32 protein-coding genes are annotated in these 25,873 nt (G+C 62.3%); 24 read left to right on the top strand and 8 right to left on the bottom strand.

Annotated features, from left to right (window positions below; translation table 11 throughout):
* Nucleotides 1-149 precede the first annotated feature (149 nt).
* A complete protein-coding gene (locus H7687_RS21070; RefSeq protein ID WP_183351115.1) occupies nucleotides 150-899 on the top strand; it encodes a tRNA1(Val) (adenine(37)-N6)-methyltransferase in 750 nt (249 codons plus the stop codon).
* Nucleotides 900-1,002: 103 nt separating this feature from the next.
* Here H7687_RS21070 and H7687_RS21065 read toward each other — a convergent pair whose 3' ends face one another.
* Complete coding sequence (locus H7687_RS21065; protein WP_246405049.1) at nucleotides 1,003-1,485, bottom strand: DciA family protein; 483 nt, start codon at nucleotides 1,483-1,485, stop codon at nucleotides 1,003-1,005.
* On the bottom strand, nucleotides 1,472-1,735 hold the full coding sequence (locus tag H7687_RS21060; protein ID WP_183351113.1) for a hypothetical protein: 264 nt from the start codon (nucleotides 1,733-1,735) through the stop codon (nucleotides 1,472-1,474). Before H7687_RS21060 ends, H7687_RS21065 begins: the two co-directional genes overlap by 14 nt.
* A 93-nt stretch (nucleotides 1,736-1,828) precedes the next feature.
* Here H7687_RS21060 and H7687_RS21055 point away from each other — a divergent pair, with 93 nt between their 5' ends.
* The 15 genes from H7687_RS21055 (at nucleotide 1,829) to rsmI (ending at nucleotide 12,292) form a co-directional block, all read left to right on the top strand.
* The gene (locus H7687_RS21055) at nucleotides 1,829-2,101 is read left to right on the top strand and encodes a putative Se/S carrier protein (protein WP_183351111.1); all 273 of its coding nucleotides are present in this window, start codon (nucleotides 1,829-1,831) and stop codon (nucleotides 2,099-2,101) included.
* Nucleotides 2,088-2,678 carry a sulfurtransferase-like selenium metabolism protein YedF gene (gene yedF / locus H7687_RS21050; protein ID WP_183351109.1) on the top strand — a complete coding sequence of 197 codons (591 nt, stop codon included), beginning with the start codon at nucleotides 2,088-2,090 and terminating at the stop codon, nucleotides 2,676-2,678. The genes H7687_RS21055 and yedF overlap by 14 nt, the downstream gene beginning before the upstream one ends.
* Nucleotides 2,679-2,980: 302 nt before the next feature.
* Entirely contained in the window at nucleotides 2,981-4,342 is a 1,362-nt protein-coding gene (gene ffh / locus H7687_RS21045; protein ID WP_183351107.1) for a signal recognition particle protein, read from the top strand.
* A 106-nt stretch (nucleotides 4,343-4,448) separates the two neighbouring features.
* A complete protein-coding gene (gene rpsP / locus H7687_RS21040) occupies nucleotides 4,449-4,715 on the top strand; it encodes a 30S ribosomal protein S16 (protein ID WP_135869506.1) in 267 nt (88 codons plus the stop codon).
* Between the two features lie 50 nt (nucleotides 4,716-4,765).
* On the top strand, nucleotides 4,766-4,996 hold the full coding sequence (locus tag H7687_RS21035; protein ID WP_183351105.1) for a KH domain-containing protein: 231 nt from the start codon (nucleotides 4,766-4,768) through the stop codon (nucleotides 4,994-4,996).
* Between the two features lie 3 nt (nucleotides 4,997-4,999).
* The gene (gene rimM / locus H7687_RS21030; protein WP_183351103.1) at nucleotides 5,000-5,518 is read left to right on the top strand and encodes a ribosome maturation factor RimM; all 519 of its coding nucleotides are present in this window, start codon (nucleotides 5,000-5,002) and stop codon (nucleotides 5,516-5,518) included.
* Entirely contained in the window at nucleotides 5,515-6,342 is an 828-nt protein-coding gene (gene trmD, locus H7687_RS21025; RefSeq protein WP_183351101.1) for a tRNA (guanosine(37)-N1)-methyltransferase TrmD, read from the top strand. The genes rimM and trmD overlap by 4 nt, the downstream gene beginning before the upstream one ends.
* Complete coding sequence (locus H7687_RS21020) at nucleotides 6,339-6,908, top strand: RNA methyltransferase (RefSeq protein WP_183351099.1); 570 nt, start codon at nucleotides 6,339-6,341, stop codon at nucleotides 6,906-6,908. Before trmD ends, H7687_RS21020 begins: the two co-directional genes overlap by 4 nt.
* 96 nt (nucleotides 6,909-7,004) lie before the next feature.
* Complete coding sequence (rplS, locus tag H7687_RS21015) at nucleotides 7,005-7,361, top strand: 50S ribosomal protein L19 (protein WP_183351097.1); 357 nt, start codon at nucleotides 7,005-7,007, stop codon at nucleotides 7,359-7,361.
* Between the two features lie 202 nt (nucleotides 7,362-7,563).
* Nucleotides 7,564-8,253, top strand: coding sequence for a ribonuclease HII (gene rnhB, locus H7687_RS21010; RefSeq protein WP_183351094.1), 690 nt, complete (start codon nucleotides 7,564-7,566; stop codon nucleotides 8,251-8,253).
* A gap of 96 nt (nucleotides 8,254-8,349) precedes the next feature.
* Nucleotides 8,350-8,727, top strand: a complete 378-nt coding sequence (locus H7687_RS21005) for a YraN family protein (protein ID WP_183351092.1) — start codon at nucleotides 8,350-8,352, stop codon at nucleotides 8,725-8,727.
* A 363-nt stretch (nucleotides 8,728-9,090) separates the two neighbouring features.
* Nucleotides 9,091-9,531, top strand: coding sequence for a DUF4149 domain-containing protein (locus H7687_RS21000; protein WP_183351089.1), 441 nt, complete (start codon nucleotides 9,091-9,093; stop codon nucleotides 9,529-9,531).
* Between the two features lie 169 nt (nucleotides 9,532-9,700).
* Entirely contained in the window at nucleotides 9,701-10,552 is an 852-nt protein-coding gene (locus tag H7687_RS20995) for a nitrilase-related carbon-nitrogen hydrolase (RefSeq protein ID WP_183351087.1), read from the top strand.
* Nucleotides 10,552-11,373: an NAD+ synthase gene (locus H7687_RS20990; protein WP_183351085.1), complete on the top strand. Its 822-nt coding sequence runs from the start codon at nucleotides 10,552-10,554 to the stop codon at nucleotides 11,371-11,373. Before H7687_RS20995 ends, H7687_RS20990 begins: the two co-directional genes overlap by 1 nt.
* Before the next feature lie 88 nt (nucleotides 11,374-11,461).
* Entirely contained in the window at nucleotides 11,462-12,292 is an 831-nt protein-coding gene (gene rsmI, locus H7687_RS20985) for a 16S rRNA (cytidine(1402)-2'-O)-methyltransferase (RefSeq protein WP_183351083.1), read from the top strand.
* 121 nt (nucleotides 12,293-12,413) lie between these two features.
* Here rsmI and H7687_RS20980 read toward each other — a convergent pair whose 3' ends face one another.
* The 3 genes from H7687_RS20980 to H7687_RS20970 form a co-directional block, all read right to left on the bottom strand.
* Nucleotides 12,414-12,749, bottom strand: a complete 336-nt coding sequence (locus H7687_RS20980; RefSeq protein WP_183351081.1) for a tRNA-binding protein — start codon at nucleotides 12,747-12,749, stop codon at nucleotides 12,414-12,416.
* Nucleotide 12,750: 1 nt separating this feature from the next.
* Nucleotides 12,751-13,770: a low-specificity L-threonine aldolase gene (gene ltaE / locus H7687_RS20975; RefSeq protein ID WP_183351079.1), complete on the bottom strand. Its 1,020-nt coding sequence runs from the start codon at nucleotides 13,768-13,770 to the stop codon at nucleotides 12,751-12,753.
* Between the two features lie 221 nt (nucleotides 13,771-13,991).
* Complete coding sequence (locus tag H7687_RS20970) at nucleotides 13,992-15,584, bottom strand: glucose-6-phosphate isomerase (protein ID WP_183351077.1); 1,593 nt, start codon at nucleotides 15,582-15,584, stop codon at nucleotides 13,992-13,994.
* A 383-nt stretch (nucleotides 15,585-15,967) separates the two neighbouring features.
* Here H7687_RS20970 and H7687_RS20965 point away from each other — a divergent pair, with 383 nt between their 5' ends.
* The 7 genes from H7687_RS20965 to H7687_RS20935 all read left to right on the top strand — a co-directional run bounded on the left by H7687_RS20965 (nucleotide 15,968) and on the right by H7687_RS20935 (nucleotide 21,598).
* Complete coding sequence (locus H7687_RS20965) at nucleotides 15,968-16,438, top strand: hypothetical protein (RefSeq protein WP_183351075.1); 471 nt, start codon at nucleotides 15,968-15,970, stop codon at nucleotides 16,436-16,438.
* Between the two features lie 257 nt (nucleotides 16,439-16,695).
* Nucleotides 16,696-17,664 (top strand): polyprenyl synthetase family protein, encoded by a 969-nt coding sequence (locus tag H7687_RS20960; RefSeq protein ID WP_183351073.1) that lies wholly within the window; start codon nucleotides 16,696-16,698, stop codon nucleotides 17,662-17,664.
* A 237-nt stretch (nucleotides 17,665-17,901) separates the two neighbouring features.
* A complete protein-coding gene (locus H7687_RS20955; protein WP_246405045.1) occupies nucleotides 17,902-18,162 on the top strand; it encodes a hypothetical protein in 261 nt (86 codons plus the stop codon).
* 384 nt (nucleotides 18,163-18,546) lie between these two features.
* The gene (locus H7687_RS20950) at nucleotides 18,547-19,908 is read left to right on the top strand and encodes a sigma-54-dependent transcriptional regulator (protein ID WP_183351072.1); all 1,362 of its coding nucleotides are present in this window, start codon (nucleotides 18,547-18,549) and stop codon (nucleotides 19,906-19,908) included.
* Nucleotides 19,908-20,423: a TlpA disulfide reductase family protein gene (locus H7687_RS20945; RefSeq protein WP_183351069.1), complete on the top strand. Its 516-nt coding sequence runs from the start codon at nucleotides 19,908-19,910 to the stop codon at nucleotides 20,421-20,423. The genes H7687_RS20950 and H7687_RS20945 overlap by 1 nt, the downstream gene beginning before the upstream one ends.
* Nucleotides 20,424-20,483: 60 nt before the next feature.
* The gene (locus tag H7687_RS20940) at nucleotides 20,484-21,200 is read left to right on the top strand and encodes a cytochrome c biogenesis CcdA family protein (RefSeq protein ID WP_183351067.1); all 717 of its coding nucleotides are present in this window, start codon (nucleotides 20,484-20,486) and stop codon (nucleotides 21,198-21,200) included.
* Nucleotides 21,197-21,598: a VOC family protein gene (locus tag H7687_RS20935; protein WP_183351066.1), complete on the top strand. Its 402-nt coding sequence runs from the start codon at nucleotides 21,197-21,199 to the stop codon at nucleotides 21,596-21,598. The genes H7687_RS20940 and H7687_RS20935 overlap by 4 nt, the downstream gene beginning before the upstream one ends.
* A 4-nt stretch (nucleotides 21,599-21,602) precedes the next feature.
* On the opposite strand, the gene H7687_RS20930 is transcribed toward H7687_RS20935, so the two are convergent.
* From H7687_RS20930 to lptF, 3 genes are all read right to left on the bottom strand, one after another.
* Complete coding sequence (locus H7687_RS20930; protein ID WP_183351063.1) at nucleotides 21,603-22,496, bottom strand: choice-of-anchor Z repeating domain-containing protein; 894 nt, start codon at nucleotides 22,494-22,496, stop codon at nucleotides 21,603-21,605.
* 69 nt (nucleotides 22,497-22,565) lie between these two features.
* Nucleotides 22,566-23,648, bottom strand: a complete 1,083-nt coding sequence (gene lptG, locus H7687_RS20925; RefSeq protein WP_183351060.1) for an LPS export ABC transporter permease LptG — start codon at nucleotides 23,646-23,648, stop codon at nucleotides 22,566-22,568.
* Nucleotides 23,645-24,808 (bottom strand): LPS export ABC transporter permease LptF, encoded by a 1,164-nt coding sequence (gene lptF / locus H7687_RS20920; protein WP_183351058.1) that lies wholly within the window; start codon nucleotides 24,806-24,808, stop codon nucleotides 23,645-23,647. The genes lptG and lptF overlap by 4 nt, the downstream gene beginning before the upstream one ends.
* A 98-nt stretch (nucleotides 24,809-24,906) precedes the next feature.
* Here lptF and H7687_RS20915 point away from each other — a divergent pair, with 98 nt between their 5' ends.
* The gene (locus H7687_RS20915) at nucleotides 24,907-25,590 is read left to right on the top strand and encodes a Crp/Fnr family transcriptional regulator (protein ID WP_183351056.1); all 684 of its coding nucleotides are present in this window, start codon (nucleotides 24,907-24,909) and stop codon (nucleotides 25,588-25,590) included.
* Nucleotides 25,591-25,873 lie beyond the last annotated feature (283 nt).

Below are 25,873 nucleotides of genomic sequence, written 5' to 3'. Positions count from 1 at the left end.
GTGGCTATAACCGCTACGATGCGAAAGCTCCTGGTCATACTGAATGCAATGCTCAGAGATAACCAGCCTTGGAGCGATAGCCACGCTTTTGCTTGACAGAGAACACGGTTGCTTTGCGGCTTTGCGTGAGCAACTGGTTTGGACTTTAAATGCAGAACCTCAATTCTGATCTAGAAACCCTGGACGAATTGTCTGGGTATGACTTGCGCATCATACAGCCGCGGCATGGGTACCGGTTCTCGGTGGACCCGCTGCTTCTGGCGGACTTCGCCGGGGTGCGGGACGGCGAGTCCTGCGCGGACCTCGGCACCGGCTGCGGGGTGATCGCACTGCTCCTGGCACGCCTGGGTCAAAACTCATCGGTGACGGCGATCGAGTTCCAACAGGTGATGGCGGACATCGCCGCCCGCAATGTTGTGCTGAACGGCCTCACGGAACGGGTATGCATCGTCGAGGATGACGTCTTGTCGCTGAAGACGCATTTCCCGGTGGACAGCTTCGACCTCGTGGTCTCCAATCCTCCCTACCGCCGCCCGGGCACCGGCAAGATCAGTCCCCGCGCCGGGCGCGACGAGGCCCGCCACGAAACGAGCGCCACACTGGCAGATTTCCTGGCGGCGGCTAAGTACCTGGTGAAACCTTCGGGACGCATCTGCCTCATCTACCATACCTGCCGGCTGGCGGAGCTGATGGCGCAGGCAGCCGTGCAAAAGCTCGCGCCGCTGAGACTGCGCATGGTGCATGGCAACAGCTCGATGGATGCCAGGATGTTCATGATCGAGTTGGCGAAAGGGAGAGCGGGAGAGTTGAAGGTGGAGCCGCCCTTGATGGTCAGAGGCGAGGATGGCGGGTACAGCAGCGAGAAGTTGAGAATTTACCGTAAAGTCGAAGAGCATTAAACCGTTAACAAGGAGTTGGGGAGGAAATCTGAGAAAACCGTAAAACGGGGGTGAAACTCCTGCACTTCTCAGAAGTCCTCAGATGTTCTCCTTGTTAAAGGTTTTAGTCTTTTTTCTGGTGTTCCCGATCCTTCCGGATCAGACTCTCGAAGATGGCGCGCAGTTCGGGGTCGGCGGCGGACTCGGCCTGCTCCTTGGCCCAAGCCTGTTCCTCCGCACTCAATTCACGCCGCGCTGGCTTGTTTATCACGGTGCCGGAGGGCTTTCTGACTTTGCCGCTCTTGAGCTGGATCTCTTTTACCAGTTCCTGGTCGAGGGCCTCGTTCACCTTGGAGATCAACTCTTTCTTCAGGTAGGTGAGTTGCTGCAGCCAAGGAGGACTGTCGACGTGGAGGGTGAGGGTGCCTTCGCGGAAGGTGGCGGGCTGGGCATGGGCGGCGATCTTGTCGCCGACGGCCTCGTCCCAGACTTCCCAGATGCGCCCCTCCTTGAGCCTCAGCTCTGCCGGGGTGCCGCGCAACAGGGCGGTGAGGAGGTCGGTGACCGGCGCCGGCCTTTTCATCTTGGGGCGCTTATTGCTCGTCAACCGGGTGTCTCTTGCGGTACATCCTGCCGCCGATGATCTGGCCCAATACGGCGCTGGATATGCTGAAGGGGATGAAGCCCCAGCCGAGGCCGGTCTTGATCCTGAAGTAGATGATGGCGGGGATGGAGATGTGGACGTAGAAGTACCAGCCGAAGGAGAACTTCGGGTAGGACTGTCTCTGGTACCCCAGGGGGATGTTGATCAACGTGGCCAGAACTACGAGTGCCGCTGCGTAAAGCACTGTTTCCATGTTTACCTCTCGGGTGGGTAATACTATGGGTTTGACCTCTCTTTGTCAATGTGCTTCTATGGCTTTGCTTTTCAACGAGGATAAGGAGTTGCTGTGATAAAAGACGGTGATTTCGTGGCCATCTTCAATTCCATCCACCGCGTGATGGAGGCGGAGCGGCTCTTAAAGGATAAGCAGCTCAAAATACAACTCATCCCGGCGCCGCGCGCGCTCGCCGCCGACTGTGGCCTGGCCATCAGGTACGCGGAAGATGTCAGGGGCGAGGTGGAAGGGGCGCTTGCCGAGGCGGGGCTCTTGCCGGGCGACCTGTACAGAAAAAACGGAGACAGCTTCGTGAAGATAGGAGATGACAATGAACAAGCTTGACGTTAGGGGTATGGCCTGCCCGCTGCCGGTAGTGCAGGTGAAACGGGCGCTCGAGTCGGCGCAGGGTGAGTTGCACGTGCTTCTGGATGACGGCGCACCGCGCGAGAACGTGAAGCGCTTCGCCCAGGGGCGCGGCTACCAGGTGCACGAGGAGCCGCTGGAAGACGGCTTCGCCTTCACCATCACCGGCCCCGGCGCCACGGCCGCCAGGGAGGCGACACCCGCCCCTGCCGCTGTCGCCGGTCCGACCGTGATGCTGATCGGTTCCGACCGGATGGGGGACGGGCCGGAGGAGTTGGGGCGGCTTTTGATGAAGAACTTCATCATGACGCTTCTCGATATGAGCGAGCTGCCGGACCGGATCTTCTTCGTCAATACCGGCGTCCTCCTTGCCGCCGAGGGGTCCGAGGTGGTGGAGACCCTGAACGAGTTGGGCAACCGCGGCGTGGAGGTGCTCTCCTGCGGCATCTGCCTCGACTTCTTCAAGAAGAAGGAGACCCTGGCGGCGGGAGGGGTGACCAACATGTTCACCATCGCCGAAACCATGCTCACGGCACGCTCGGTGGTGCGGCTGTAACACGTATCCCCCCTCTCCCTCCGGGAGAGGGCCGGGGTGAGGGGCTTGCCCGATGCAACATGCCCCTTCGGTCCACCGCCCTCACCCGCCCTTCGGGCACCCTCTCCCGGAGGGCGAGGGGATATGAGAAACCTTGCTGGTGCGGCTGTAACTGACGTTGTCACCGATAATTTCGCTTGACAATTTGCGACTATATCCACTAAAGTGACTCTCTTGCCGCGGGATACCTGTGCGCTTTTGCCGGCCCGCGTGTTTTTTCTGCGAAAATAAACTCGTCATTTCGATGACTTATAGGTTCATAGATGTTCGCGACTCTTTCCGATAAACTCGACCTGGTCTTCAAGAAGCTCCGCGGCCAGGGGGTAATGACCGAGGACAACGTCAAGGATGCGCTGCGCGAGGTGCGTCTTGCGCTGCTGGAAGCCGACGTTAATTTCAAGGTCGTCAAGGATTTTGTCGAAAAGGTACGCACCCGTGCCGTCGGCACCGAGGTGCTGCAGAGCCTCGCCCCCGGGCAGCAGGTGATCAAGATCGTCCACGACGAGCTGGTGCTCCTCATGGGCGGCAGCGAGGACAATTCGCTGGATCTGGCGGCCAAGCCGCCGGTGGCGATCATGCTGGTCGGTCTGCAGGGCGCCGGTAAGACGACGTCGTGCGGCAAGCTGGCCAAGTACCTCAAGGCGCAGAGGAAGAAGCCGCTCCTGGTCCCGGCCGACGTGTACCGTCCGGCCGCTATCGAGCAGTTGAAGGTGCTCGGCCGCCAGCTCGACATCGAGGTGTTCGGCTCGGAGGCCACCCAGAAGCCTCTGGATATCTGCCGCGATGCGCACCGCTACGCGACCCTGAACGGTTTCGACGTCGTCATTTTCGATACCGCCGGCCGTCACCAGATCGACGACTACCTGATGGAGGAGCTGGAAGGTATCCGCGACGAGCTCGCCCCGCGCGAGATCCTGTTCGTGGCCGACGCCATGACCGGCCAGGAAGCGGTTAACGTGGCCCAGGGCTTCAACGACCGCCTCGGCATCACCGGCGTCATCCTGACCAAGCTCGACGGCGACGCCAAGGGTGGCGCGGCGCTTTCCATCAAGGCGGTCACCGGAAAACCTGTTAAATTTGTTGGCTTGGGCGAGAAACTGGACGCGCTGGACGTGTTCCACGCCGACCGCCTGGTCTCCCGCATCCTCGGCATGGGCGACGTGCTCACCCTGATCGAGAAGGCGCAGGCCACCTTCGACGAAAAGGAAGCTGAGCGGCTGCAGCAGAAGATGAAGAAGAGCGGGCAGTTCGACCTCGAGGACTTCCGCGCCCAGCTGCAGCAGATCAAGAAGATGGGCTCGCTGGAATCGATCATGAACCTGATCCCCGGCATGGGCAAGGCGATGAAGCAGATGCAAGGCGCCCAGCCTTCCGAGAAGGAGCTGAAGAGGATCGAGGCGATCATCGATTCCATGACTCCCAAGGAGCGCGCCAACCACACCATCATCAACGGCAGCCGCCGTTTGAGGATCGCCAAGGGTAGCGGCACCAGCATCCAGGAAGTGAACCAGCTCTTGAAGCGTTTCACTGAAGCTCAGAAGGTGGTCAAGCAGTTGCAGAAGATGGGGCCGAAGGGCCTTATGAAAGGAATGAAAGGCATGGGTAAAGGGATGCTCCCCTTTTAAGCGTTTGCCTTTGACTATTGCACCAACTCAGATACAGTTACCAGAATCGTAAACACAATACACGCAATGGCGGATCTCAAGGATCCGAGAACACCAGGAGGAAGAAATGGCAATAAAGATCAGACTTGCACGTGCGGGCGCTAAGAAGAAACCCTTTTACCAGGTAGTGGTTGCTGACTGCCGTAGCCGCAGGGACGGGCGCTTCATCGAGAACGTCGGTACCTACGACCCGAACAAAAACCCGGCGGTTTACAACCTGGAAGAAGGGAAGACTCTGGAGTGGCTCGGCAAGGGCGCTCAGCCGACCGACACCGTCAAGCAGATCCTGAAGAAGACCGGCATCTGGGAGAAGTTCGTCGCCCCTGCCGCTTAATATCTCTTAGTACCGGCCAGCCGGCATCCCACACTACAGAGGATAGCGACATGAAAGAGCTTGTTGAGACCATCGCCAGGGCACTCGTAGACGATCCCACCCAGGTGAGAGCAACAGAGGAGTTGGAAGAAGAGACCAACGTAATCAAGCTGACCGTCGCAAAAGAGGACATGGGGCGTATCATCGGCAAGGAGGGTCGCACGGCAAAAGCGATCCGTACTTTGCTCAACGCTGTCTCAACAAAGGATAACAAGAAAGCCATCCTTAAAATCGTAGAGTGATAGATGCCTGGTAGTAAAAAGTTATTGATTGGCAAGATCCAGGGTACACACGGGATCAGGGGACAGTTGCGGGTCATTCCCTTTGCGGGGGATGCCTCGAGTATCTCGCAGTTAACGTGCGTTTTCATCAAGTCTCCGAAAGGGGCCATGGAAGAGTACTCCGTGGTTTCCGCCAAGCCCAACGGCAAAAGGATCATCCTGACCCTGAAGCCGTTTGACAACATCAACCAGGTGCTGCACCTGGTCGGCAGCGAGATCTACGCCGACCGGGTGGCGCTCCCGGAACTCCCCGACGACGAGTTCTACTGGTCCGACCTCCTGGGGCTCCAGGTGGTAACGTCGGACGGGGAAGAGCTGGGCGAGCTGGTCGATATCATTGAAACCGGCAGCAACGACGTCTACGTGGTCAAACACGACGGGCGCGAGGTGCTCATCCCCGCGCTCGAGGACGTCGTATTGTCTGTTGACCTGGCGGCAGGTCGCATGACGGTCTCTCTTCCCGAGGGGCTGCTCGATCTATGAAGTTCGACATACTGACCCTGTTCCCGGCCATGTTCGAGGGACCGCTGACCGAGAGCATCCTGAAGCGCGCAAGCGACAAGGGGTTGATCGAGATCGGCCTGCACAACATCCGCGACTGGGCTTTCGACAAGCATGCCACGGCCGACGACTCGCCTTACGGCGGGGGCTCCGGGATGGTGATGAAGGTCGAGCCGCTTGCCGGCGCCATCGAGGCGGTCAAGGAAAAGCGGCCCGGCTCGAAGGTGATCCTCACCACACCGGGGGGGCGACCTTTCACGCACCAGGTGGCGCAGGAGCTTTCCCGCGAGGAAGGGCTCATCATCATCTGCGGCCGCTACGAAGGGGTCGACGAGCGGGTACGCACCCTGTTCGTGGATGACGAGATCTCCCTGGGCGATTTCGTCCTGACCGGCGGAGAGATCGCCGCCATGGTGATCGTCGACGCGGTCTCCCGGCTGGTGCCGGGGGTACTGGGGCACGAAGAGTCGGCCCAGTACGATTCATTTGCAGACGGGCTTCTGGAGTACCCGCAGTACACCAGGCCCCCCGAATTCAGGGGCGAGAAGGTTCCCGACATCCTCCTTTCCGGCAACCATGCCGAGATCGCCAAGTGGCGCAGGAAGGAGCAGATCAGGAGAACGCTCGCCTCCCGTCCCGAGCTCCTCGACGGCATCGAGTGGAGCAAGCAGGACAAGAAACTTCTGAAGGAGCTGGGGCTGGATCCCCACGTGAAGGCGAAGCCGGCGAACCTGTCCGCCGACAAGTCCACCGAAACTTCAGTGAAGGTGGAAGCTTTAGCGAAGGCGGAAGGCGGAACGGCATGACCTCGGCGGCGAATTTCAGCATGGCGCTGATCCACTTCCCGGTGTACGACAAGCACAAGGACGTGGTGGCGACCTCGGTAACCAACCTGGACATCCACGACATGGCGCGGTTGACGCGGACCTTCGGTCTGGCCCGCTACTACATCGTGACCCCGGTTGAGGAGCAGATAAAGCTCGTTGAGAAGGTGCGGGAGCACTGGCTCACCGGTTGGGGCTCCACCTACAACCCCAAGCGGAAGATGGCGCTGGAAACGCTGCAGTGCGAAGAGTCGCTGGAGTCGACCATCGCCGACATCGAGAGCCGTACCGGGCGCAGGCCCAAGGTCGTCGTCACCGGCGCCTCCGGCAGGCCCAACAGCGTGAGCTTCGCCGAACTGAAGGGGCTCATCGACGCCGACCCCGAGCAGCCATACCTGCTGCTTCTGGGGACCGGATGGGGGCTCATCGAGCAGGTGTTCAACAAGAGCGATCTGGTGCTGGAGCCGATCAAGGGGGCGGGTGAGTACAACCACCTCTCGGTGCGGTCAGCGGCATCGATCATGCTGGACAGGCTTTTCGGGCGCTAGGCGCCAGGCGGATAGATTGGTAGTCGAGGTAACGCAGGTTCACTGTCAGTATTAAGTCTTATGACTAGAGGTTCCAGATAAGGGAGGAAGTACCAAATGAACAAGATTGACGCAATTGAAATGGCACAGATGAAGAAGAACATCCCGGTTTTCGTTCCGGGCGACACCATCAAGGTGCAGGTAAAGATCGTCGAGGGTGACAAGAGCCGTATCCAGGCTTTCCAGGGCGTGTGCCTGGGCCGTCAGAACGGCGGTATCCGTGAGTCCTTCACCGTGAGGAAGATCTCCAACGGCGTCGGCGTCGAGAGGGTGTTCCCGCTGCACTCGCCGTCCATCGAGGCGATCGAAGTTGTGACCCGCGGCCAGGTTCGTCGTGCGAAGCTGTACTACCTGCGCAAGCTGCGCGGCAAGGCTTCCAGGATCAAGGAAAGGAAGTACGTCGCCGCTCAGTAGTCGGCACGCAGTATCAAAAAGCCCCGGTCCGGCGACCGGGGCTTTTTTTTTAAAAGCCAAAGGCAAACCATTAACAAGGAGAACATCTGAGGAAATCTGAGAAAGGAAAAGGCTTTCAGGGGGTAACCCAAAAGTCTTTTCTCCTGTTTTTGGTTTCTCAGACGTCCTCAGATTTCCTCCTTGTTAAAGGTTTTAGGTTTTTATGACCGGTCTTTTCCCCGACAACCCGGATGCCGTAATCGACATGCTCGCCCTGGAAGGACAGGCCTTGCGGCGCGGTTACGCGCGCATCGCCGGCGTGGACGAGGCCGGGCGCGGGCCGCTCGCCGGTCCGGTGGTGGCCGCCGCGGTCATCCTCCCCACGGGGATGCTTCTCCCCGAGGTGAACGACTCCAAGCAGCTTACCGAAGAGAAACGGGAAGAGCTGTTCGACGTCATCTACCGCGAAGCACTGGCGGTGGGCGTCGGCATCGGCGATCACGCCCTCATCGACCGCATCAACATCCTCCAGGCCACCCTCACCGCGATGAGCGAGGCGGTGCGCGGCCTGAGCATCACACCGGATTTCCTCCTCATCGACGGCATCTCCAGCGTTCCCATGAACATCCCGCAGCGCACCGTGAAGAAAGGCGATTCCCTGAGCCTTTCCATCGCGGCAGCGTCCATCATCGCCAAGGTCACCCGTGACCGCATGATGGTGGAGTACGACGCCCGTTTCCCCGGTTACGGCTTCGCCAGCCACAAGGGGTACGGCGCGGCGTCGCACTTGGCCGCCATCGCCGAGCTCGGTCCCTGCCCAATCCACCGTAGAAGCTTCAGCGGCGTCAAGGAACACTGTCCCGCCGAGCCGGGTGCAGCCTCGGACGCATCCAGCGGCCTTTTCTCCTTCTAACACCACTATTTTCCCATTCTCAGCTATCCGCTCACTGGACTTGCTGTTACACTGTTGTCTTGTTCACCGGACGGCACTATCTCTGCGGGGGCGGCTATGCCAGTCAACAACAGCAACGGCTCTGTCGGCGGCACCGGCGAATCCATCGCGGCCACCTACCTCAAAGGGCAGGGCTTCAAGATAGTCGAATGCAACTTTCGCTGTACCTGCGGGGAGATCGACATCGTCGCCCGTGACGGGCGCACCATCGTCTTCGTCGAGGTGAAGTGCCGCAAGAACGACAACTACGGCCCGCCGCAACTGGCGGTGACGCCCTTCAAGCAGCGCCAGATCTCCAAGGCGGCGCTGGTGTGGCTCTCCAGGAAAAAGCTCTACGACGCCGAGGCGCGCTTCGACGTGGTCGCCATCATGCTGCATGACCACGACCTGCCGGACATCGAGCATATCCGCAACGCGTTCGATCTCGCCTACTAGGTGCTCCCGCTGCTCTCGATGCGTTGGCAGCGTCGGAACATGTCCCCTCTCCCCACGGGAGAGGGTGGCCGGAGGCCGGGTGAGGGCGACGCCACCAAGGGTGATCTTGCTCATTGCAGCGCCCTCACCCCGACCCTCTCCCGGAGGGCGAGGGGGGAGTCATCGTCGACACTGTAGGGGCGAATAATCATTCGCCCGCCTTTACCGCATCTGTCACCTCGGCGTCTCTCGCCATCTCTGTGACCGGGGAACGTTGCCGGGCAAATAATTATTTGCCCCTACAAGCTCACGACCACAGGAAGATACACGGGGTGATAATCATTCGCCCTGCTGTTTCAATTGGACCACCAAGGAGGATACGTAATGCAGGTTGTCGCAGCAATCTACCGTCTGGCTATCTCCCTCTGGCTGGGAGGCGCCGCCCTCTTCACCTTCGTCCTTACCCCCATCCTGTTCCGCTCGGAGAGCCGGGACGTCGCGGGCCGCATCGTCGGGCTCTTCTTTCCCGGTTACTTCCGCTGGGGCGTCGCCTGCGGCCTCGTCGCCATCATCTGTCGCGTGGTAATGGCCGGCAAGGGGACGGTCCCGGCCGCGGTCATCATCGCCGTCATGCTGACCCTCTCCTCGATTCAGGCCTTCTACATCGAGCCCAAGGCCGCCGAGATCAAGAGACATATTCCCTCTTTCGAGACCACGCCCAAGGAAGACCCCATGCGCCGCCAGTTCTCCAAACTGCACGGCATCTCCGCGGTCTGCAACCTCTCGGTCATCGCCGGCGGCGTGGTGCTGGTAATCCTGCTGTAAGTCATCAGCTGCGAGCGGCGGTGCCGGGGACATGGAGGGATGCTTCCCATTAAGAAAGGCCTTTCTCCGAACTTCTCAGATTTTCTCCGTGGCAAATGGTTTATCTCATTCGAGTTTGCAAACACAGGCCCGCTGTGCTAGTAATGAGAAAAAAATTGCGGAGAAGCTCATGGATTTTACCGTTGCCCTGGCCCAGATAAAGCCTAAGCTGGGCTGCCTGGACGACAACATGGCGCTGGCCGAGGCCGCCATCGAGAAGGGTATCGCCGCAGGCGCCGACCTAGTCGTTTTTCCCGAGTTGGCCCTGACCGGTTACTTCCTGAAGGACCTGGTTCCCGAAGTCGCGCTGCGCCTGGATTCCCCCCAGATAGAGAGGCTGAAGAAACTTTCCGAGCGGATCTCGATCGCCATCGGCTTCGTCGAGGTTTCGGCCGACTTCCGTTTCTTCAACTCCGCGGTCTACCTCGAGGACGGCGAAATCCGCCACGTGCACCGCAAGGTCTATCTGCCCACCTACGGCCTGTTCGACGAGCAGCGCTACATGGCCCGCGGGGAGCGCTTCCGCGCCTTCGATACCCGCTTCGGCCGGATCGGCATGCTCATCTGCGAAGACATGTGGCACTTATCCGCGCCCTACATCCTGGCCATGGACGGCGCCATGACCCTCATCTGCCTCTCCTCCAGCCCCGGCCGTGGGGTCACCGAATCCGAGGGGCTCGGCTCCGCCGCGGCGTGGCAGAAGCTCACCACGACCACCGCCATGTTCCTCAACTGCCGGGTCTTCTACTGCAACCGTGTCGGCTACGAGGACGGCATCAACTTCTGGGGCGGTTCCGAGGCGATCTCACCCTCCGGCGAGATGACCGACCGCGGCGCCATCCTCGAGGAGGATTTCGTGCTGGCCAAGGTGGACGGCGGCGCGCTTAGGCGTGAGCGGATCTTCTCCCCCATGATGCGGGACGAGAACCTGGCCATCACCGTGAAAGAGTTGAAACGCATCGATAGGGAGAAAGACTGCTAATGGGCGGGTTGACTGTTAATACGAAGCTGTTGCGCCAGATCCTGGTGGGATTCGTGCGCGACGAGGTCTACAAGGTCGGGGTGCGCAAGGGGGTGCTCGGCCTTTCCGGCGGCATCGACTCCGCGCTGGTCGCCTACATCGCCGCCGAAGCGCTCGGGCCGGAGAACGTCCACGCCTACTGTATGCCGTACCGCACCAGCAACCCGGAGAGCGAGGCTCACGCAAGGCTGGTCGCCGAGAGCCTGGGGATCAACTTCAAGGTCATCGAGATCACCCCGATGATCGACGCCTACTTCAGCCAGACCCCGGATGCCGACAACATGCGGCGCGGCAACAAGATGGCCCGCGAGCGCATGACCATCCTGTACGACCACTCCGCGGCCGTCGGCGGCCTGGTCCTCGGCACCAGCAACAAGACCGAGCTCCTTTTAGGCTACGGCACGCTGCACGGCGACATGGCGAGCGCCTTGAACCCGATCGGCGACATCTACAAGAGTCAGGTCTGGGCCCTGTCCGAAGCGATGGGGGTGCCGAGCGAGGTTATCGAGAAGAAGCCCTCCGCCGATCTCTGGGCCGGGCAAACCGACGAGCAGGAGCTTGGTTTCACCTACCGCGAGGCGGACGAGCTTTTGTACCGGATGGTGGACCAGCGCATGAGCCGGGAGGAATTGATTGCCGCCGGTTTCGACGCCGCCTTCATCGACAACGTTGCCCGCAAGGTGCAGGGAAGCCACTTCAAGCGCCGCCTGCCCATCATCGCCAAGGTCTCCAACCGCACCATTGACCGCGACTTCCGCTACGCGCGGGATTGGGGGAAATAAAGAACCCGTTCAACGTTCAACGTTCGACGTTTGAAACCCATGCCCGGTTTTAACATTGAACGTTGAACGTTGAACGTGTTTTGCCGTTATGCCCGGAACTCTCTACATAGTCGCCACTCCGATCGGGAACCTCGAGGACATCACGTTGCGCGCACTGCGCATCCTCAAAGAGGTGGACCTGATCGCCGCCGAGGATACGCGCCACTCGCGCAAGCTCCTCACCCACTTCGGTATCTCCAAGCCGCTTACCTCTTACTTCGACCACAACAAGGAACTGAAAGGGGACCAGATCCTGGACCGCCTGCGGGAAGGGCAGAGTGTCGCCCTCATCACCGACGCGGGCACCCCCTGCATCTCCGACCCTGGCTACCAGTTGGTGCGCGACGCGGTGGCCGAGGGCATCGCCGTCGTTCCCATCCCCGGCGCCTGCGCCGCTGTCACCGCGCTCTCGGCCTCCGGACTCCCCACCGACTACTTCAGCTTCGCAGGCTTTCTCCCCAACAAGCAGGGGAAGAGGCGGGAGCGGCTGCAGACGCTTGCTAACGAGCGGGCGGTGCTGATCTTCTACGAATCTCCCAAGCGGCTCTTGGCGACGCTGGAGGATATGCTGGAGACGCTCGGGGACCGTGAGGTGGTGGTGGCGCGGGAACTGACCAAGATGTACGAGGAGTTTCTGCGCGGCAGGCTGTCGGTGCTGGTGGAAGACGTGCGCGGGCGTGAGGTTCGCGGCGAGGTGGCCATACTGGTGAGCCCAGCCCAGGAACCGGAGGCCGACGACGGGCCGGGCATGGAAGAGCTGCTGCAGAAATACCTGGGATCGGGGGAGATGTCGCTGAAGGACGCCGTGAAACGGGTGACCCTGGAAACGGGCCTGCACAAGAGCGCGGTCTACGCGGAGGCGTTGAGGATCAAGGGGTAGGGGGAGCGGAAGGGACTGGCTCCGTTAGGTGCCTGTCCCTCTAGCGGAACGCTCCTTTTCAGCTCAGCCAGCCTCCCCAAGAAGCAAGGGGACAGGCACCTGGCGGAGCCAGTCCCCTCTTTTAGCAGAGCCTGCTGCCGTTGGGGACTTTACGCTCCGGCGCGGCCAGGACGATGTCGCCGTTCTCGTCGGCGAAACCGGTGATGAGCACCTCGGAAAAGAAGCGCCCGATCTGCTTCCTGGGGAAGTTGCACACCCCGATCACCTGCCTTCCCACCAGTTCTTCACGGGTGTAGTGCCTGGTAATCTGGGCGCTCGACCTTCTCACGCCGGCCTCACCGAAATCAACCACCAGCTTGTAGGCGGGCTTTCTCGCCTCGGGAAACTCCTCCACCTCCAGCACGGTCCCCACCCTGAGCTCCACCTGCTCGAAATCGTTCCAGGTTATCTCGGCCATGTCACTTCCCCCGGTTCGCGAAGAAGCGCTTGAAGGCGGCCACGGTGCGCTCGACTCCGGCGCCGTCCACGTCCAGATGGGTAACGAGACGGATCACGTCGCCTCCCCCGATCAGGATCCCCTCGGCGGCTAAGGCCTGGCGCAGTGCGGGGGCGGTGCCGGCCGGCGGGGTGACGAAGAGAATATTGGTCCGGGCCTGGCTCACCAGGAGCTCCTCGATGTGGCCGAGACCGCTGGAGAGGAGTTCCGCGTTTTCGTGGTCCTCGGCAAGCCGCTCCACGTTGTGCTGCAGGGCATAGATGCACGCCGCGGCCAGGAGCCCCGCCTGCCTCATGCCGCCGCCGGCGACCTTGCGCCAGCGGTGCGCGCGGTTGATCAGGTCGGCGCTGCCGCACAACACGGAGCCGACCGGGGCGCCCAGTCCCTTGGAGAGGCAGACCGACACCGAGTCGAAGTGGCGGGCGATCTCCCGTACCGGCACCTGAAGGTACACGGCGGCGTTGAAGACGCGCGCGCCGTCAAGGTGCAGGGCAAGGCCCAGTTCCCTGGCCACCCCCGCCGCTTCTTCCAGGTAGGGGAGGGGGAGCACCCGTCCCCCGTGGGTGTTCTCCAGGCAGAGCAGCCTGGTCACGGCGTGATGGTGGTCCGCCGGCTTCACGGCGCGGCGCACCTTGTCCAGGTTCAGCGTGCCGTCTTCGTCGAAGTCCAGGGGCTGGGGCTGGATGCCGCCGAAGATGGCACCGCCGCCCCCCTCCCAGCGATAGATGTGCGCGTCCTGCCCGGCGATGTACTCGTCGCCGCGCCCGCAGTGGGAAAGGAGCGCGGTCAGGTTGCTCATGGTGCCGCTGGGAACGAAGATCGCCTTCTCCTTGCCCAGCAGTTCGGCCGCCATCGCCTCCAATTTGTTTACCGTCGGGTCCTCGCCGTAAACGTCGTCCCCCACCTCGGCGCCTGCCATTACGCGGCGCATCGCCTCGGAAGGGCGTGTTACCGTGTCGCTTCTCAGGTCTACTGTCTTCATCTGCTCCTCTGTATCCGGTGTTTGAAGGTGCGTGTTGATAAAAGTCCCCCTTCGCGAAGGGGGATTGAGGGGGATTTGCTTTGGGTTCGGAGAGGCAAATCCCCCCTGTCCCCCCTTCGCAAAGGGGGGGACGTTTTAGCATCGGTTTCGTCGTTCCTTTGCGTCTTGGCGCCTTTGCGCCTGCGTTAAGGATTGCGCCTTGTGCTGCTCGATAGATGCTGTTATTTGCCGGCGCTGAACCTGTTCTCCCAGACTTTCTCTCCGGCGGTAACGCTCACCCCGTGGCTGGGGTTGGCGGCCAGGTGCCGCAGGATGATGAATACCGTCTCCACCTCTTCGGGGCGCGCCAGGGTCATGGCCATGTCCGCACAGGTGAAGTCGCGCTCCGGCTGGCGGCGCAGCATCTCCAGGATTTCCCCCTGCAGCTTGAGCACCGTCCCGGCGGCCTTCTTGCCCGCCTCGACGCCCGGCTGGTGGTACGCGTTCACGTTGATGAGCGAGGCGTACAACCCGACCGCCCGCTCGTAGAGGGCAATCAGCGCGCCGATGCTGGCGGGCGAGATTTCGCGGATGGTGATAGTAACCGATTCGCGATCCTTTTCATAGAGAGCTGACCTCGTGCCCTGGAAAAAGCCGGAAAGGTAATCCCCGGAGGTGGCGCCCGGCTCGACCAGCATGGATGCCCCCTCGCGGTCCTTAAGTACTTCGATGAAGGTGACGAAGAAGTTGGGAACCCCTTCGCGCAGCTGCTGCACGTAGGCGTGCTGGTCGGTGGACCCCTTGTTGCCGTAGACCGTGATCCCCTGCAGCACCTTCTTGCCGTCCCGGTCCAGTTCCTTGCCCAGTGACTCCATGATGAGCTGCTGCAGGTAGCGGGAAAAGAGGAGCAGCCGGTCCTTGTAGGGGAGCAGCACCATGTCGCGCTCACCCTTGCCGGCGGTGGCGTGGAACCAGGACAGGGCGAGGAGCGCCGCGGGGTTGTCGCGGGTGCTGCGGCTGCGGGTCGCCTGGTCGCAGATCCTCGCGCCGGCCAGCAGCCGGTCGATGTCGATCCCCTGGAGTGCGGCGGGGAGGAGGCCCACCGCGGAGGTGACCGAGGTGCGGCCGCCGACCCAGTCCCACATGGGGAGGGTGCCCAGCCACCCCTCCTGCGATGCGGTGCGGTCCAGTTCGCTGTCGCTGCCGGTCACGGCGACCGCGTGGGCGGCGAAGTGCAGCCCCGCTTGCTCGAAAGCCTGGCGCGCCTCCAGCATGCCGTTGCGGGTTTCCTTGGTGCCGCCGCTTTTGGAGATGACCACGGTCAGTGTCCGCTTGAGACCGGAACCGATTTCGGCCAGGACCTTATCCATGCCGTCGGGGTCGGTGTTGTCGAAGAAGAAGACTTTCATGCGGTCCTGCGCGCTCCCCAGGCTGTCCGCGATGAACTGCGGCCCCAAGGCCGAGCCGCCGATGCCGACGACCAGAAGGTTCTCGAAGCGGTGCCCGTCGGGTGCCGCGATATTGCCCTGGTGTACCGAGGAGGCAAAGGCCTTTACCGAGGCCAGCGTCGCCTTGATCTCCTCGGCAAGCTCCGCCGTGGGCGCCAGTTGCGGCGCGCGCAGCCAGTAGTGACCAACCATGCGCTGCTCATCGGGGTTCGCTATGGCACCGGCCTCCAGATCGGCCATCTCCTCGAACGCCTTCTGCAGGCGCGGTTCCATCTCCTCGAGGTAGGAGTCGGGAAAGTTCATCCGGCTGGTGTCGACGCTAAGATCGAGTTCGGCATTGTGGTAGAGCCGGTTTTTGTAGCGCTCCCAAAGCTGCAGCTTTTGCATGTTGCCTCCTGCGTTGATTAGGGCGTTGCCCCCTTCATTCTCATGTGCGTCGGGGCATGATACCATAGATTAATTTTTATTCAAGTACGAGGCGGCGCCAGCCTTGGTCTTTAGGTCCGGCCCGCTATCGGCAGTAACACAGCCTCTCTGGGTGTGATGTGCACAGTCGGGCGCGCACTGTGCAACTTGTGAACAAAAAGTCCGGTCACGAATAGGTCACGGCTGCGGTGTCGTGGTGTTAAAATATGCGGCGAAACGATTACTTACAGCCTGTTGCGGCAGGTGCGTGGAGTTGGTACGGCAGTTGTATTGGAAAAGGTGCCATCAAAAAGAACAGGGGGCGCGTTGGCCGCTCGGTTCGTACCGCAACTGGGAGGTGGGGCATGGTAACCAATCATAGAGGGGCTTGTACGGCGAAGGACGGGTTCGGGGCGATGGAGGTGGTGCTGGTGAAGCGGCAACAGCCTCCCAGCGCCGAACGGGTAGCCGTGGTGTTGACCGTGGCCTACGATCCGGATGTCTGGCAGCTGGTAAACGAGGAGATGGACCAGATAGCAGCGAACGTGATGAGGGTGAAGACCATGAAGAAGGAGCGCAAGATACACGTAGACGAGAGTGCACAGCTTTTCGAAAGAAGCCTGGAGCCGTTTTTCACCTTGATCTCCGCGACCTCGAAGGAGCACGTCATGGACAAGCTCTCGGTCTCGCTTCGAAAGGCGTTGCTGCTCATGGCCATGGAGCGCTACGACTGCAACCGCGAGAGAATGTGCCGTGCCTTGGGGTTGACCAAGGCGAAGCTGGAAAAGGAACTGAAGCTTTGCGGCCTGCTAACCCAGGAGCAGCGTGCCGCCTGACACCGGGGGCGGGGCCGGAGGGCCCCGCCCCTTTCTCATTCTTCTGAGCGCCCCCGTCCCCCCTGTTTCCCCCGCTGCCGCCTCATCTGCGTAGACGAAATGCCTTGAATAATGAATACGGATTTGCTAGAGTGCTCCGTCGTTTCCCATTAAAATTTCCAGCCTGGCTGGTGCGAAAAAACGGCGCGATTTCGTGCCGTTAATAATTTCTAAGCGTAACACTGCCCTAGTGCGAGTCGCAGAACCGAGGCCTTATTATGGATGCAGCGCTTGCCCTGATCGGGGAAGATCTTAAAAACGTGGAACTGCAGTTCAAGAAGGACCTGCAGTCGGATGTCCCGCTGATTCGCAAGGTGGGCGAGTACGTGCTCTCCAGCGGCGGCAAGAGGATCCGCCCGGCGCTGGTGCTGCTGGCGGCCAAGCTGTGCGGTTACCAGGGGAGCCGTTCCGTGCCGCTGGCCAGCGTGGTCGAGTTCATCCACACCGCAACGCTGTTGCACGACGACGTGGTGGACAACGCCAACCTGCGCCGCGGTCTCGCCTCCGCCAACACCCTCTGGGGCAACGAGGCGTCCGTCCTCGTCGGCGACTTCCTTTTCTCCAAGTCCTTCTCGCTCATGGTGGCCGACGGCGACCTGGGCATCCTCAAGGTCCTCGCCGACGCCACCACCATGATCGCGGAAGGCGAGGTGCTGCAGCTGGTCTGCACCAGCGACCTGGAAATCACCGTGGAGCGCTACATCGAGGTGGTGCGCAGCAAGACCGCCATCCTGCTCTCCGCGGCCTGCGAGGTCGGCGCCATCCTCGGGGGCGTGGCACCGGAGCTACGCCAGGCGGTCGCGGACTACGGCATGGACCTCGGCATCGCCTTCCAGCTCATGGACGACACCCTGGACTACACCGCCAGCGAAGAGCAGTTCGGCAAGAGCATCGGGCATGACCTCGAGGAGGGGAAGATCACCCTGCCGCTGATCCATACCCTGAAGCTGTGCAGCGACGCGGAGCGGGACTTCATCGCCTCGGTGGTGGAGAAGGACCTCCTCTCGGACGAGGACTTCGGTCAGGTGCTGGCCCTGGTGCAACGCTACGGCGGCATCGAGCACACGGTGGCCTCCGCCGGCGAGCACGTTGCCCTCTGCAAGAAGCACCTGGAGAAATTCCCGGCCTCGGCCGCGAGGGACGCCCTCGCCGAACTCGCCGACTACGTGGTGACCCGGTCCAAGTAGCCCGGGCTCGCCGCCATTTAGCGGCCTTGACGTCAATATTTCGGAAAAGGACAGACTTTTGTCGTTTTTCCCTCCCCTTAATGAGCGCCGCTTATACGGCGCTCATTTGTTTTCTTCAAGCCAAATGGCACCTTGCCGCGTTCGGCGAGCCCACCCGCACCGCTTCCCCTTTCCTTGGTCCAGTTTTTGCTTTTTTAACCCCGTCTTCAAATTCAATGTCATGTCCCGGGGGGAGCTGTGGACGAAGAGATGCTGTTGCACTCGTCTGAACTGGAAGTGAACGGAGAGGTTTTTAGCATAAACATCTTCTGCAGCGCCGCCGGGCGCTTCTTCGCCAAGACCTGTCTGGGCGAGGACGACTTCATCATCACGGACGGGCCCTCGCTGCCGGAGACGCTGAAACGGCACGAAGATCTGCTGCCCCTGGCGGTGGGCACCCGGGAGCTCACCCAAAGCTACTTCGGCGGACCACGCAGACCCCGGGGGCGCCGCCCCTAGCGTTACCGGTCCCGTGGCGTAGCTCCCCGCCCGGCACAGTGCCCAGGGCGGACCGTGGTGTCGCTCAGGCGAGCGTCACCAGCCGTCCCCGTTTTCCCCTCAGCCTTCTGTCTTGTCCTCGTGTCCGTTTCGTTCCCGTCCCGTTTCCAACCCGTTGCCGTTTTCCGCCATCTCCCTTAGCACCTGCCGTCTTCTCATGTGCGTCCGCCGCCTGGTACCGGCGTGCTCCTCCGCTCCCCGCGCCGCGGCTGGCTTTGTGATTGCCGCCCAGGCCGGGGGGCGCGAGATTAGGTTCATTATAAAAAGGGTTGCCCTGCGTGGGTAAATCGGTTAAAAATTGAGCTGTCTCCTTATACGACCCCTTTCGTCCTCATTCAGGAAACCATGCCCCCAAAGATACTGATCATAGACGATGACAGCTCGCTCAGGCGCGTGCTCGAGTACAACCTGCAGCAGGAAGGGTACGACGTGTACACCGCCGCGGACGGCTCGGCCGGGCTGCAGCTCTTCGAGGAGAAGTCGCCGCAGCTGGTGATCACCGACCTCAAGATGCCGGGGGTGACCGGGTTCGAGGTGCTCTCCACGGTCAAGGAGCGCGCTCCCTCCACCGTGGTCATCGTCCTGACCGCCTTCGGCGCCATCGACACCGCCGTCGAGGCGATGAAGCTGGGCGCCTTCCACTACCTCACCAAGCCCTTCAACAGGGAAGAGCTCAAGGTGACCGTGCTCAAGGGGCTCCAGCTGCAGGGACTCTCCGAGGAGAACCGCCTGCTCAAGGAGGAGCTCTCCGGGCGCACCGAGTTCAAGAGCATCGTCGGGACCTCACGCGCCATGGAAGGGGTCTTCTCCGTGGTGCGCAAGGTGGCGGACACCGAGGCCACGGTCCTCATCACCGGGGAGTCCGGCACCGGCAAGGAACTGGTGGCGCGCGCCATCCACTCCGGGAGTTCGCGCCGGGCCGCCCCCTTCGTGGCGGTCAACTGCGCCGCCATCCCCCGGGACCTTTTGGAAAGCGAACTGTTCGGCCACGTCAAGGGGGCCTTCACCGGCGCCATCCGTGACAAGGAGGGAAAGTTCCAGCTGGCGGACGGCGGCACCATCTTCCTGGACGAGGTGGGGGACCTTCCCCTGGAGCTGCAGCCCAAGCTGCTGCGGGTACTGCAGGAGCGGGTCGTGGAGCCGGTCGGCGGCACCTCGCTGCAAAAGATCGACCTCAGGGTGGTGGCGGCGACCAACGCCGACCTCGAGCGCTGGATCGCCGAGGGGAAGTTCCGTGAGGACCTCTACTACCGGCTCTCGGTGATCCCGATCCAGCTCCCGCCGCTGCGGGAAAGGGTCGAGGACGTGCCGCTGTTGATCCGCTACTTCTGCACCAAGTTCGGCGCCGAAGGGGTGACCTTCACCAAGGAGGCGCTGGCAAGGCTCAAGGAATACGCCTGGCCGGGCAACGTGCGCGAGCTGGAGAACACGGTGGAGCGGCTTTTGATCATGCGCGAGGGAGACCAGATCGGGGTCGACGACCTCCCCGCCAAGATATCGGCGGCGGCGCCTCCCCCCGAAGGCGGGGTGCTCAGGCTGCCGGCGGGCGGGTACTCGCTGGAGCAGCTCGAAATGGAGGTGGTACTGGAGGCGCTCAACCGCTGCGACTGGAACCAGACCGCCGCGGCGCGCTTTCTGCGCATCCCGCGCCACACGCTGATTTACCGGATGGAAAAGTACAACATAAATCAACCGGGGAGGAAATGATGAAACGCTTGATCGCTGCCGTGCTGCTGTTAGCCGCGCTGGCCGCCGCGGGGTGCGCCAAGAAACAGGCTGAACTGCCTGCCGCCGAGGGGAACGCCGCCCCGGATTTCACCCTGAAGGATCTCTCCGGCAAGCCGGTGCAGCTGTCGACCTTGAAGGGCAAGCTGGTGCTGGTCAACTTCTGGGCCACCTGGTGCCCTCCCTGCCGCGAGGAGATCCCGTCCATGGTCAAGCTGAACCAGGCCATGCAGGGGAAGAACTTCCAGATGCTGGCCATCTCCATCGACGAGGGTGGCAAGGGCGCCGTCGAAGACTTCTTCAAGCGCGGCGGCGTCACGCTCCCCGCCCTGCTCGACACCGACGGCCAGGTCGCCAGGCGTTACGGCACCACCGGCGTCCCCGAGACCTTCGTGGTCGATCCCAAGGGGGTGATCAGGAAGAAGGTGGTAGGGGGGCTGGACTGGAGCCACCCCGAGGTGATCCAGGCCCTGCAGGAACTGATGAACGGCAAGTAACGACCCACGCCCGCCCCCGCAACCTGCGGGGGCACAACCGCTAAACGCCAGGAGGAAGGTATGGAAACGCACAACATCAGCATGATCGGCGCTTTCGTGGCGGGGCTGCTGTCGTTTCTCTCCCCTTGCGTGCTGCCGCTCATCCCCTCCTATATCACCTACATCACCGGGCTTTCCTTCGCCGACCTGAACGCGGAGCACCCAAGCCACAAGGTCCGGCAGCAGACCATCATCCACTCCCTGCTCTTCATCGCCGGCTTCACCTGCGTCTTCGTGCTCCTGGGCGCTTCGGCGACCCTGGTGGGGGACTTCCTGCACGAGCACAAGACGGCCATCCGGCGCGTGGGCGGGATCCTGATCGTCATCTTCGGGATCCACGTCTCCGGACTGTTCGATATCACCATGCTCCTGGGTGAGAAGAAGCTGACCCTGCACAGAAAGCCGGCCGGCTACCTGGGGAGCTTCGCGGTGGGGGTCGTTTTCGCCGCCGGCTGGACCCCCTGCATCGGGCCCATCCTGGCCACCATCCTCGCCGTCGCCGCCACCGAGGGGCGCGGGGTGTGGCTGTTGTTGTCCTACTCCATGGGGCTTGCCATCCCGTTCTTCATCGCATCGCTGGCGCTGCACCAGTTCCTGATCTTCTTCCGCCGCTTCAAGCGGCACATCCGGCTCTTCGAGATCGTCACGGGGGCCTTCATGGTGGTGGTCGGCATCCTGATCTTCACCAACTCCATGGTGCTGATCAGCAGGTACACCAGCGCCTGGTTCGGCGAGTGACGGCGGCCCTGACCGTACAGCTGTGCGTGTCGGACCTCATGACCACCGAGGCCTTCTACGCCGGGATCCTGGGGCTGCCGCTGCAGCGCCCCATCACGACGCTGGGCGCGCCGGAGCACCTGCTCCTGGAGACGGAGGAGGTCCAGTTCATCTTCGTGGAGGACGCGGCGGTGGCGCAGCTGCACCCCATCCTGCAGGCGCGCCTGGAGGGGTTCCCGCGCGGGGTGGGGGTGACGCTGCATCTCGTGGTGGAGGGGATCGAGGATATCTACCAGGAGCTGCAGGAGGAGGATCTGGAGATCCTCTATCCCCTGGAGCGCAAGCCGTACGGGACCTACGAGCTGTGGTGCTTCGATCCCGACGGCTACCTGGTTGTCTTGGAAGAGCCGGTCGACTGACCGGTCAGGGGGCGCTGATGGTGAAGAGGCCGCTCTCCTCGCCGTTTTGGTTCACCACCTGCAAGGTGATCTCCTTCGGGGTCGGGTCGTAGGGGAACCTCAGGTAGGTCAACTGGTTGCACCCGCCGTACACGAGCTGCTCCCGCTCGCCCACCAACTGCTTCCCTGTCGCCAGCCGCTTGCCGTCCACGACCAGCATCGAATTCTGGTGGAAGTTCCTTCCGGTCACGATCAATTCGTAGTAGTTCACGAATTCCCTGCCTACCGATACGCTGGCGATCTCGGGCTTGGCGTCGATGAAGAGCGCCAGCACGGTCGAGGACGTGTCGGTCGGGTTTTTCACCTGCACCTGGTGCACCCCGGCGGCAAGGGTCGGTGCGGTGAAGGCCAGCATGACCGGGGAGATGAAGCGGGTGGTGACCACGGCGCCGTCGAGAAGGATCCGGGTGCCGGTGCGGAAGTTGGCGCCGTTGACCAGCACCTCGCGCTCCCTTCCGGTGGCGCAGCTGGTGACCGTATCGGGGATGAGGGAGGAGGCGACCGGCTTCTGCGCCTGCAGCACGAAGTTGAAGGGGCGGGTGGTGGCGCCGTCGTCGCGCTTGAGGGTGAGGGCGTAGGCGCCCGGCGGCAGTTCCGGCAGTTCGAAGGTCATGATGCGCCCACCGACGACCTGGGCGGGCAGTTCCCGGCTCCCCAGCACGACGGTGGTGGCGGGGGTGAACCCGGTGCCGTTGAGGGTGACCGTGGTGCCCGGCTCGCCCTGGGCGGGAAGGATGCTGAGCACACTCAGTTGCGCCTGCCGGCCTGCCTCGGCCGGCGGCGGGGGCGTCTGCTGCGCCGGCGCCGCCACGGCGCAGATCAGCAGAAGCAGTACGGTTATGGTCAAGTTGCGGATCATGGCTGTCCCTCCTAAACCTCGATGAGATATCAGTACCTGCAGGCGCGGACCATTTTCGGTCCGCGCCGGTCAATTGTCAATGGTGAGAGCGAGCCATCCCCCTGCGGCCAGGAAGATGAAGTTGGTGGCCCAGGCGGCGACCATGGGGGGGAGCAGGCCGACCTGCCCCACCGAGATGATCACCGAGTTGATGATGACGTAGAGAAAGCCCACCCCGATGGAAAGTCCCACCCCGAAGGCGATGCCGCTCGACCTCCCGCCGCGCAGCGCGAAGGGGATCCCCAGGAAGGCCATGACGGCGCAGCCGAAGGGGAGCGAGATCCTGCTGTGGAACTGGGTGATGTAGCGGGTGGCGTCGTACCCCCCGGCCTGGATCTTCTTGCAGTAACGGCTGAGCTGCCTGAGCGTCATGCTGTCCGAGTATTTCCCCAGCACCTTCAGGTCGGCAGGCTTCAGTTTCAGGGGGAGCGCCAGTTCCGGGTACTTCCTGGTCCCGGTGACTTCGCCGTCCCGGAAGTCCCGCACCGTCACCTCCTTGAAGGTCCACCCCCCCGTCCCCAGCTGCCCAAGCGTCGCGTCCGCCCGCCTGAGCGGCAGCCCGGTTTTCGGCTGCATCTCCCAGAGGGTCACCCCCTTGAGCTGGTTCTGGCTCGGCTCGAACAGGCTCGCCCGCAGCACGGTCTCCCCCTCCCGGTACCAGATGTTGTGCTGCCGGAAATACATGGACGGGCTCTTCTTCTGGATCAGCACCTCCTGGATGTAGAGGCGCTGGGCGTAGCTCTTCGGGATCACGAACTCCCCCAGCATCAGGACCACCAGGCTCATCATGAGCGATATGGCGAGGATGGGGGCGCTGATGCGGACCAGGCTGACGCCGCAACTGCGCATGGCGGTCAGTTCGGAGCTGAGCGAGAAGGCGCCCAGGGTGAGCAGGGTGGCCATGAGCACGGCCAGCGGCGCGGAGTCGTTGACCATCTCCGGGATCTTGGTGATGAAGAACAGGGCCAGGTGTTGCCAGGAGGCGCCCGTGCGGGTGAAGCGGCCGATCTTCTCCATGAAGTCGACCACGAGGTAGATGGTGACGAAGGAGCCAAGGCACAGCCCCAGCATCCTCAGGTACGCCTTGGCCACGTAGCGGGTCAGGATCCTCATGCCTTGGCCCCCTTCCGGGTGCGGGAAAGCACCGCTTCCTTCATGCGCAGGTACAGCGCGGTGAGCGGCAGGGGCTCCTCCGCCGCGGTCTTCATGAACAGGTAGCCCCCGGCCAGCAGGAACAGCAGGTTGGGCCCCCAGCCGGAGAGCACCGGCGGCAGGATCGCCTTCTCACCCAGCGTGTCGAAGCCGGAGAGGGCGATGTAGTAGCAGAGGATGACGGCGATGCTGAGCGAGAAACCGGAGGCCTTGCCGGAACGGCGGTTCTGGATCCCCAGCGGCACCCCCACGAAGGCGAACACGATGCAGGAGAAGGGGAGCGCGAGCCTGCTGTGCAGTTCCTGGCGCCGCAGCAGCACCTCCTTCTTGGGGGTCCCGGCAGTGGGGTGGCGCAGCTCGTCCATGGTCATCTCGCTGGTCTTCTTGGGACCCTTGGGGGCGCTTTCGTTCAGGGCGACCCGCAGGATGTACTCCTGGAACTGGACCATGCGGTAGCCGGCGCCCGCCTCGTTGCGGTGGATGGAGCCGTTTTTGAGCTGGAACTCCATGGAGTGGGTGCGCGGGTCGGAGAAGAGCGTGCCGCTCGCCGCGAAGATGGTGGTGGGGGCCTTGGAGTCGCGCTCGTCGTGGACGATCACCCCGGTCATGCTCTCCCCCTTGGGGGTGAGGCCGTCGGCGTAGATCACCATGTCGGGAAAGGCGTTGTTGAACACCTTCTCCTTGATGGAAACGCCGGCGCTGCTCTGGGCGATGTCCAGCATCAGCTTCTTGAAGGAGCTGTTGCCCCAGGGGACGGCGTAGACCTGGACCCAGAGGCAGGCCACGGTGGCCAGCACCGAAAAGAGCAGCGGCGGAGGGAACAGCCCGTACAGGCTGATGCCGCAGCTCTTCATGGCGGTCACCTCGCTGTCGCCGGAGAGGCGCCCGAAGGCGAGCAGTATGGAGAGCAGCAGGGCCATGGGGATGGTGAAGAGCCAGAACGAGGGGAGCAGGTAGCTCACCATGCGCAGCACGTCGGCGAAGGGGACTCCCTTCTCGACCACCATCTCGGCCAGCTTAAGGAAACGCCCCATGAGCAGCACGAAGGTGAAGGTCACCATGCCTACCAGGAAAGGGGGCGGTATCTCGTTGAAAATGTAGCGGTACAGGGTCCTTTTCATGAACTGCCGATCTTACATGAGATGGCCGGGGAAGTAAAGGAGGGACACGGTCCAACTACTCCTTGACCTCGGTTTTCATTTTGGGTAAAAAGGTGGGCATGGAAAACAAGGACATCATCAGGAAAGCCCTGCTGTTTTCGGGCCTGGAAGAGGAATATCTGGTCGAGCTCGCCGAGATCGCGGTGCGGCGCCCCTTCGCCAAGGGGGAGACCCTGTTTACCGAGGGGGAGAAGGCGGAAGGCTTCTACCTGCTCGCCTCGGGGGCGCTCAAGCTGTGCAAGATCTCGCCGGACGGACGCGAGAAGGTGCTGCACATGGTGCACCCGGTGGAGACCTTCGCCGAGGCCGCCTTCTTCGGGGACGGCAAGTACCCCGCCGAGGCGCGCGGGGTGGAGCGGGGCGAGGTGCTCTTCTTCCCGCGCGGCGCCTTCATGGGGCTCTTGGAGCGCAACCCGCGTTTTTCCATGAACCTGATCGCCTCACTGTCGCTTCTGCTGCGCCGCTTCGCCCGGCAGATCGAGGAGCTCTCCTTCGCCGACGCTCCGTCCCGGCTCGCCTCCTACCTTTTGGACCTGGCCGCGCGCAAGAGCACCAGCTACCAGGGCAAGACCTACCTCGAGCTCGACATGCGCAAGGGGGAGCTCGCCTCGCGCCTGGGCACGGTCAGCGAGACCCTGTCCCGGACCTTCAAGAAGATGAAGGACGAGGGGGTCATCGAACTGGACGGCAACAAGATAACCATCATGCAGATGGAAAAGCTGAAGATGATCGCCGGCAGGTAGAGGCCGGCGCACGGATAGATGGCACAGAAGGGCCCCCGGTTAGAACCGCGGGGCCCTTTGCGTTAATGTCACTTTACATCGTTTTCCCCCCGCCTTGCTCCCCCTGTTACCGCTCCTTTTTGCACCGCGTTACGCCAACCCTTGCGCCGCCTGCACCCCTGCTAGGGGACACCGGCCGTGCAACCGTTTGAAACTAAATTATTAATTAATATTTTTAAGTAAACTGTGAATTTGCACTTGCTATGGCGGAAGTGGCTGCTATACTTTGGCACGTTTCGTCCTG

Source organism: Geomonas paludis (assembly GCF_014193585.1).
GTDB classification, from domain to species: Bacteria; Desulfobacterota; Desulfuromonadia; order Geobacterales; family Geobacteraceae; genus Geomonas; species Geomonas paludis.
This window is presented reverse-complemented; position numbering and strand designations above follow the sequence as displayed.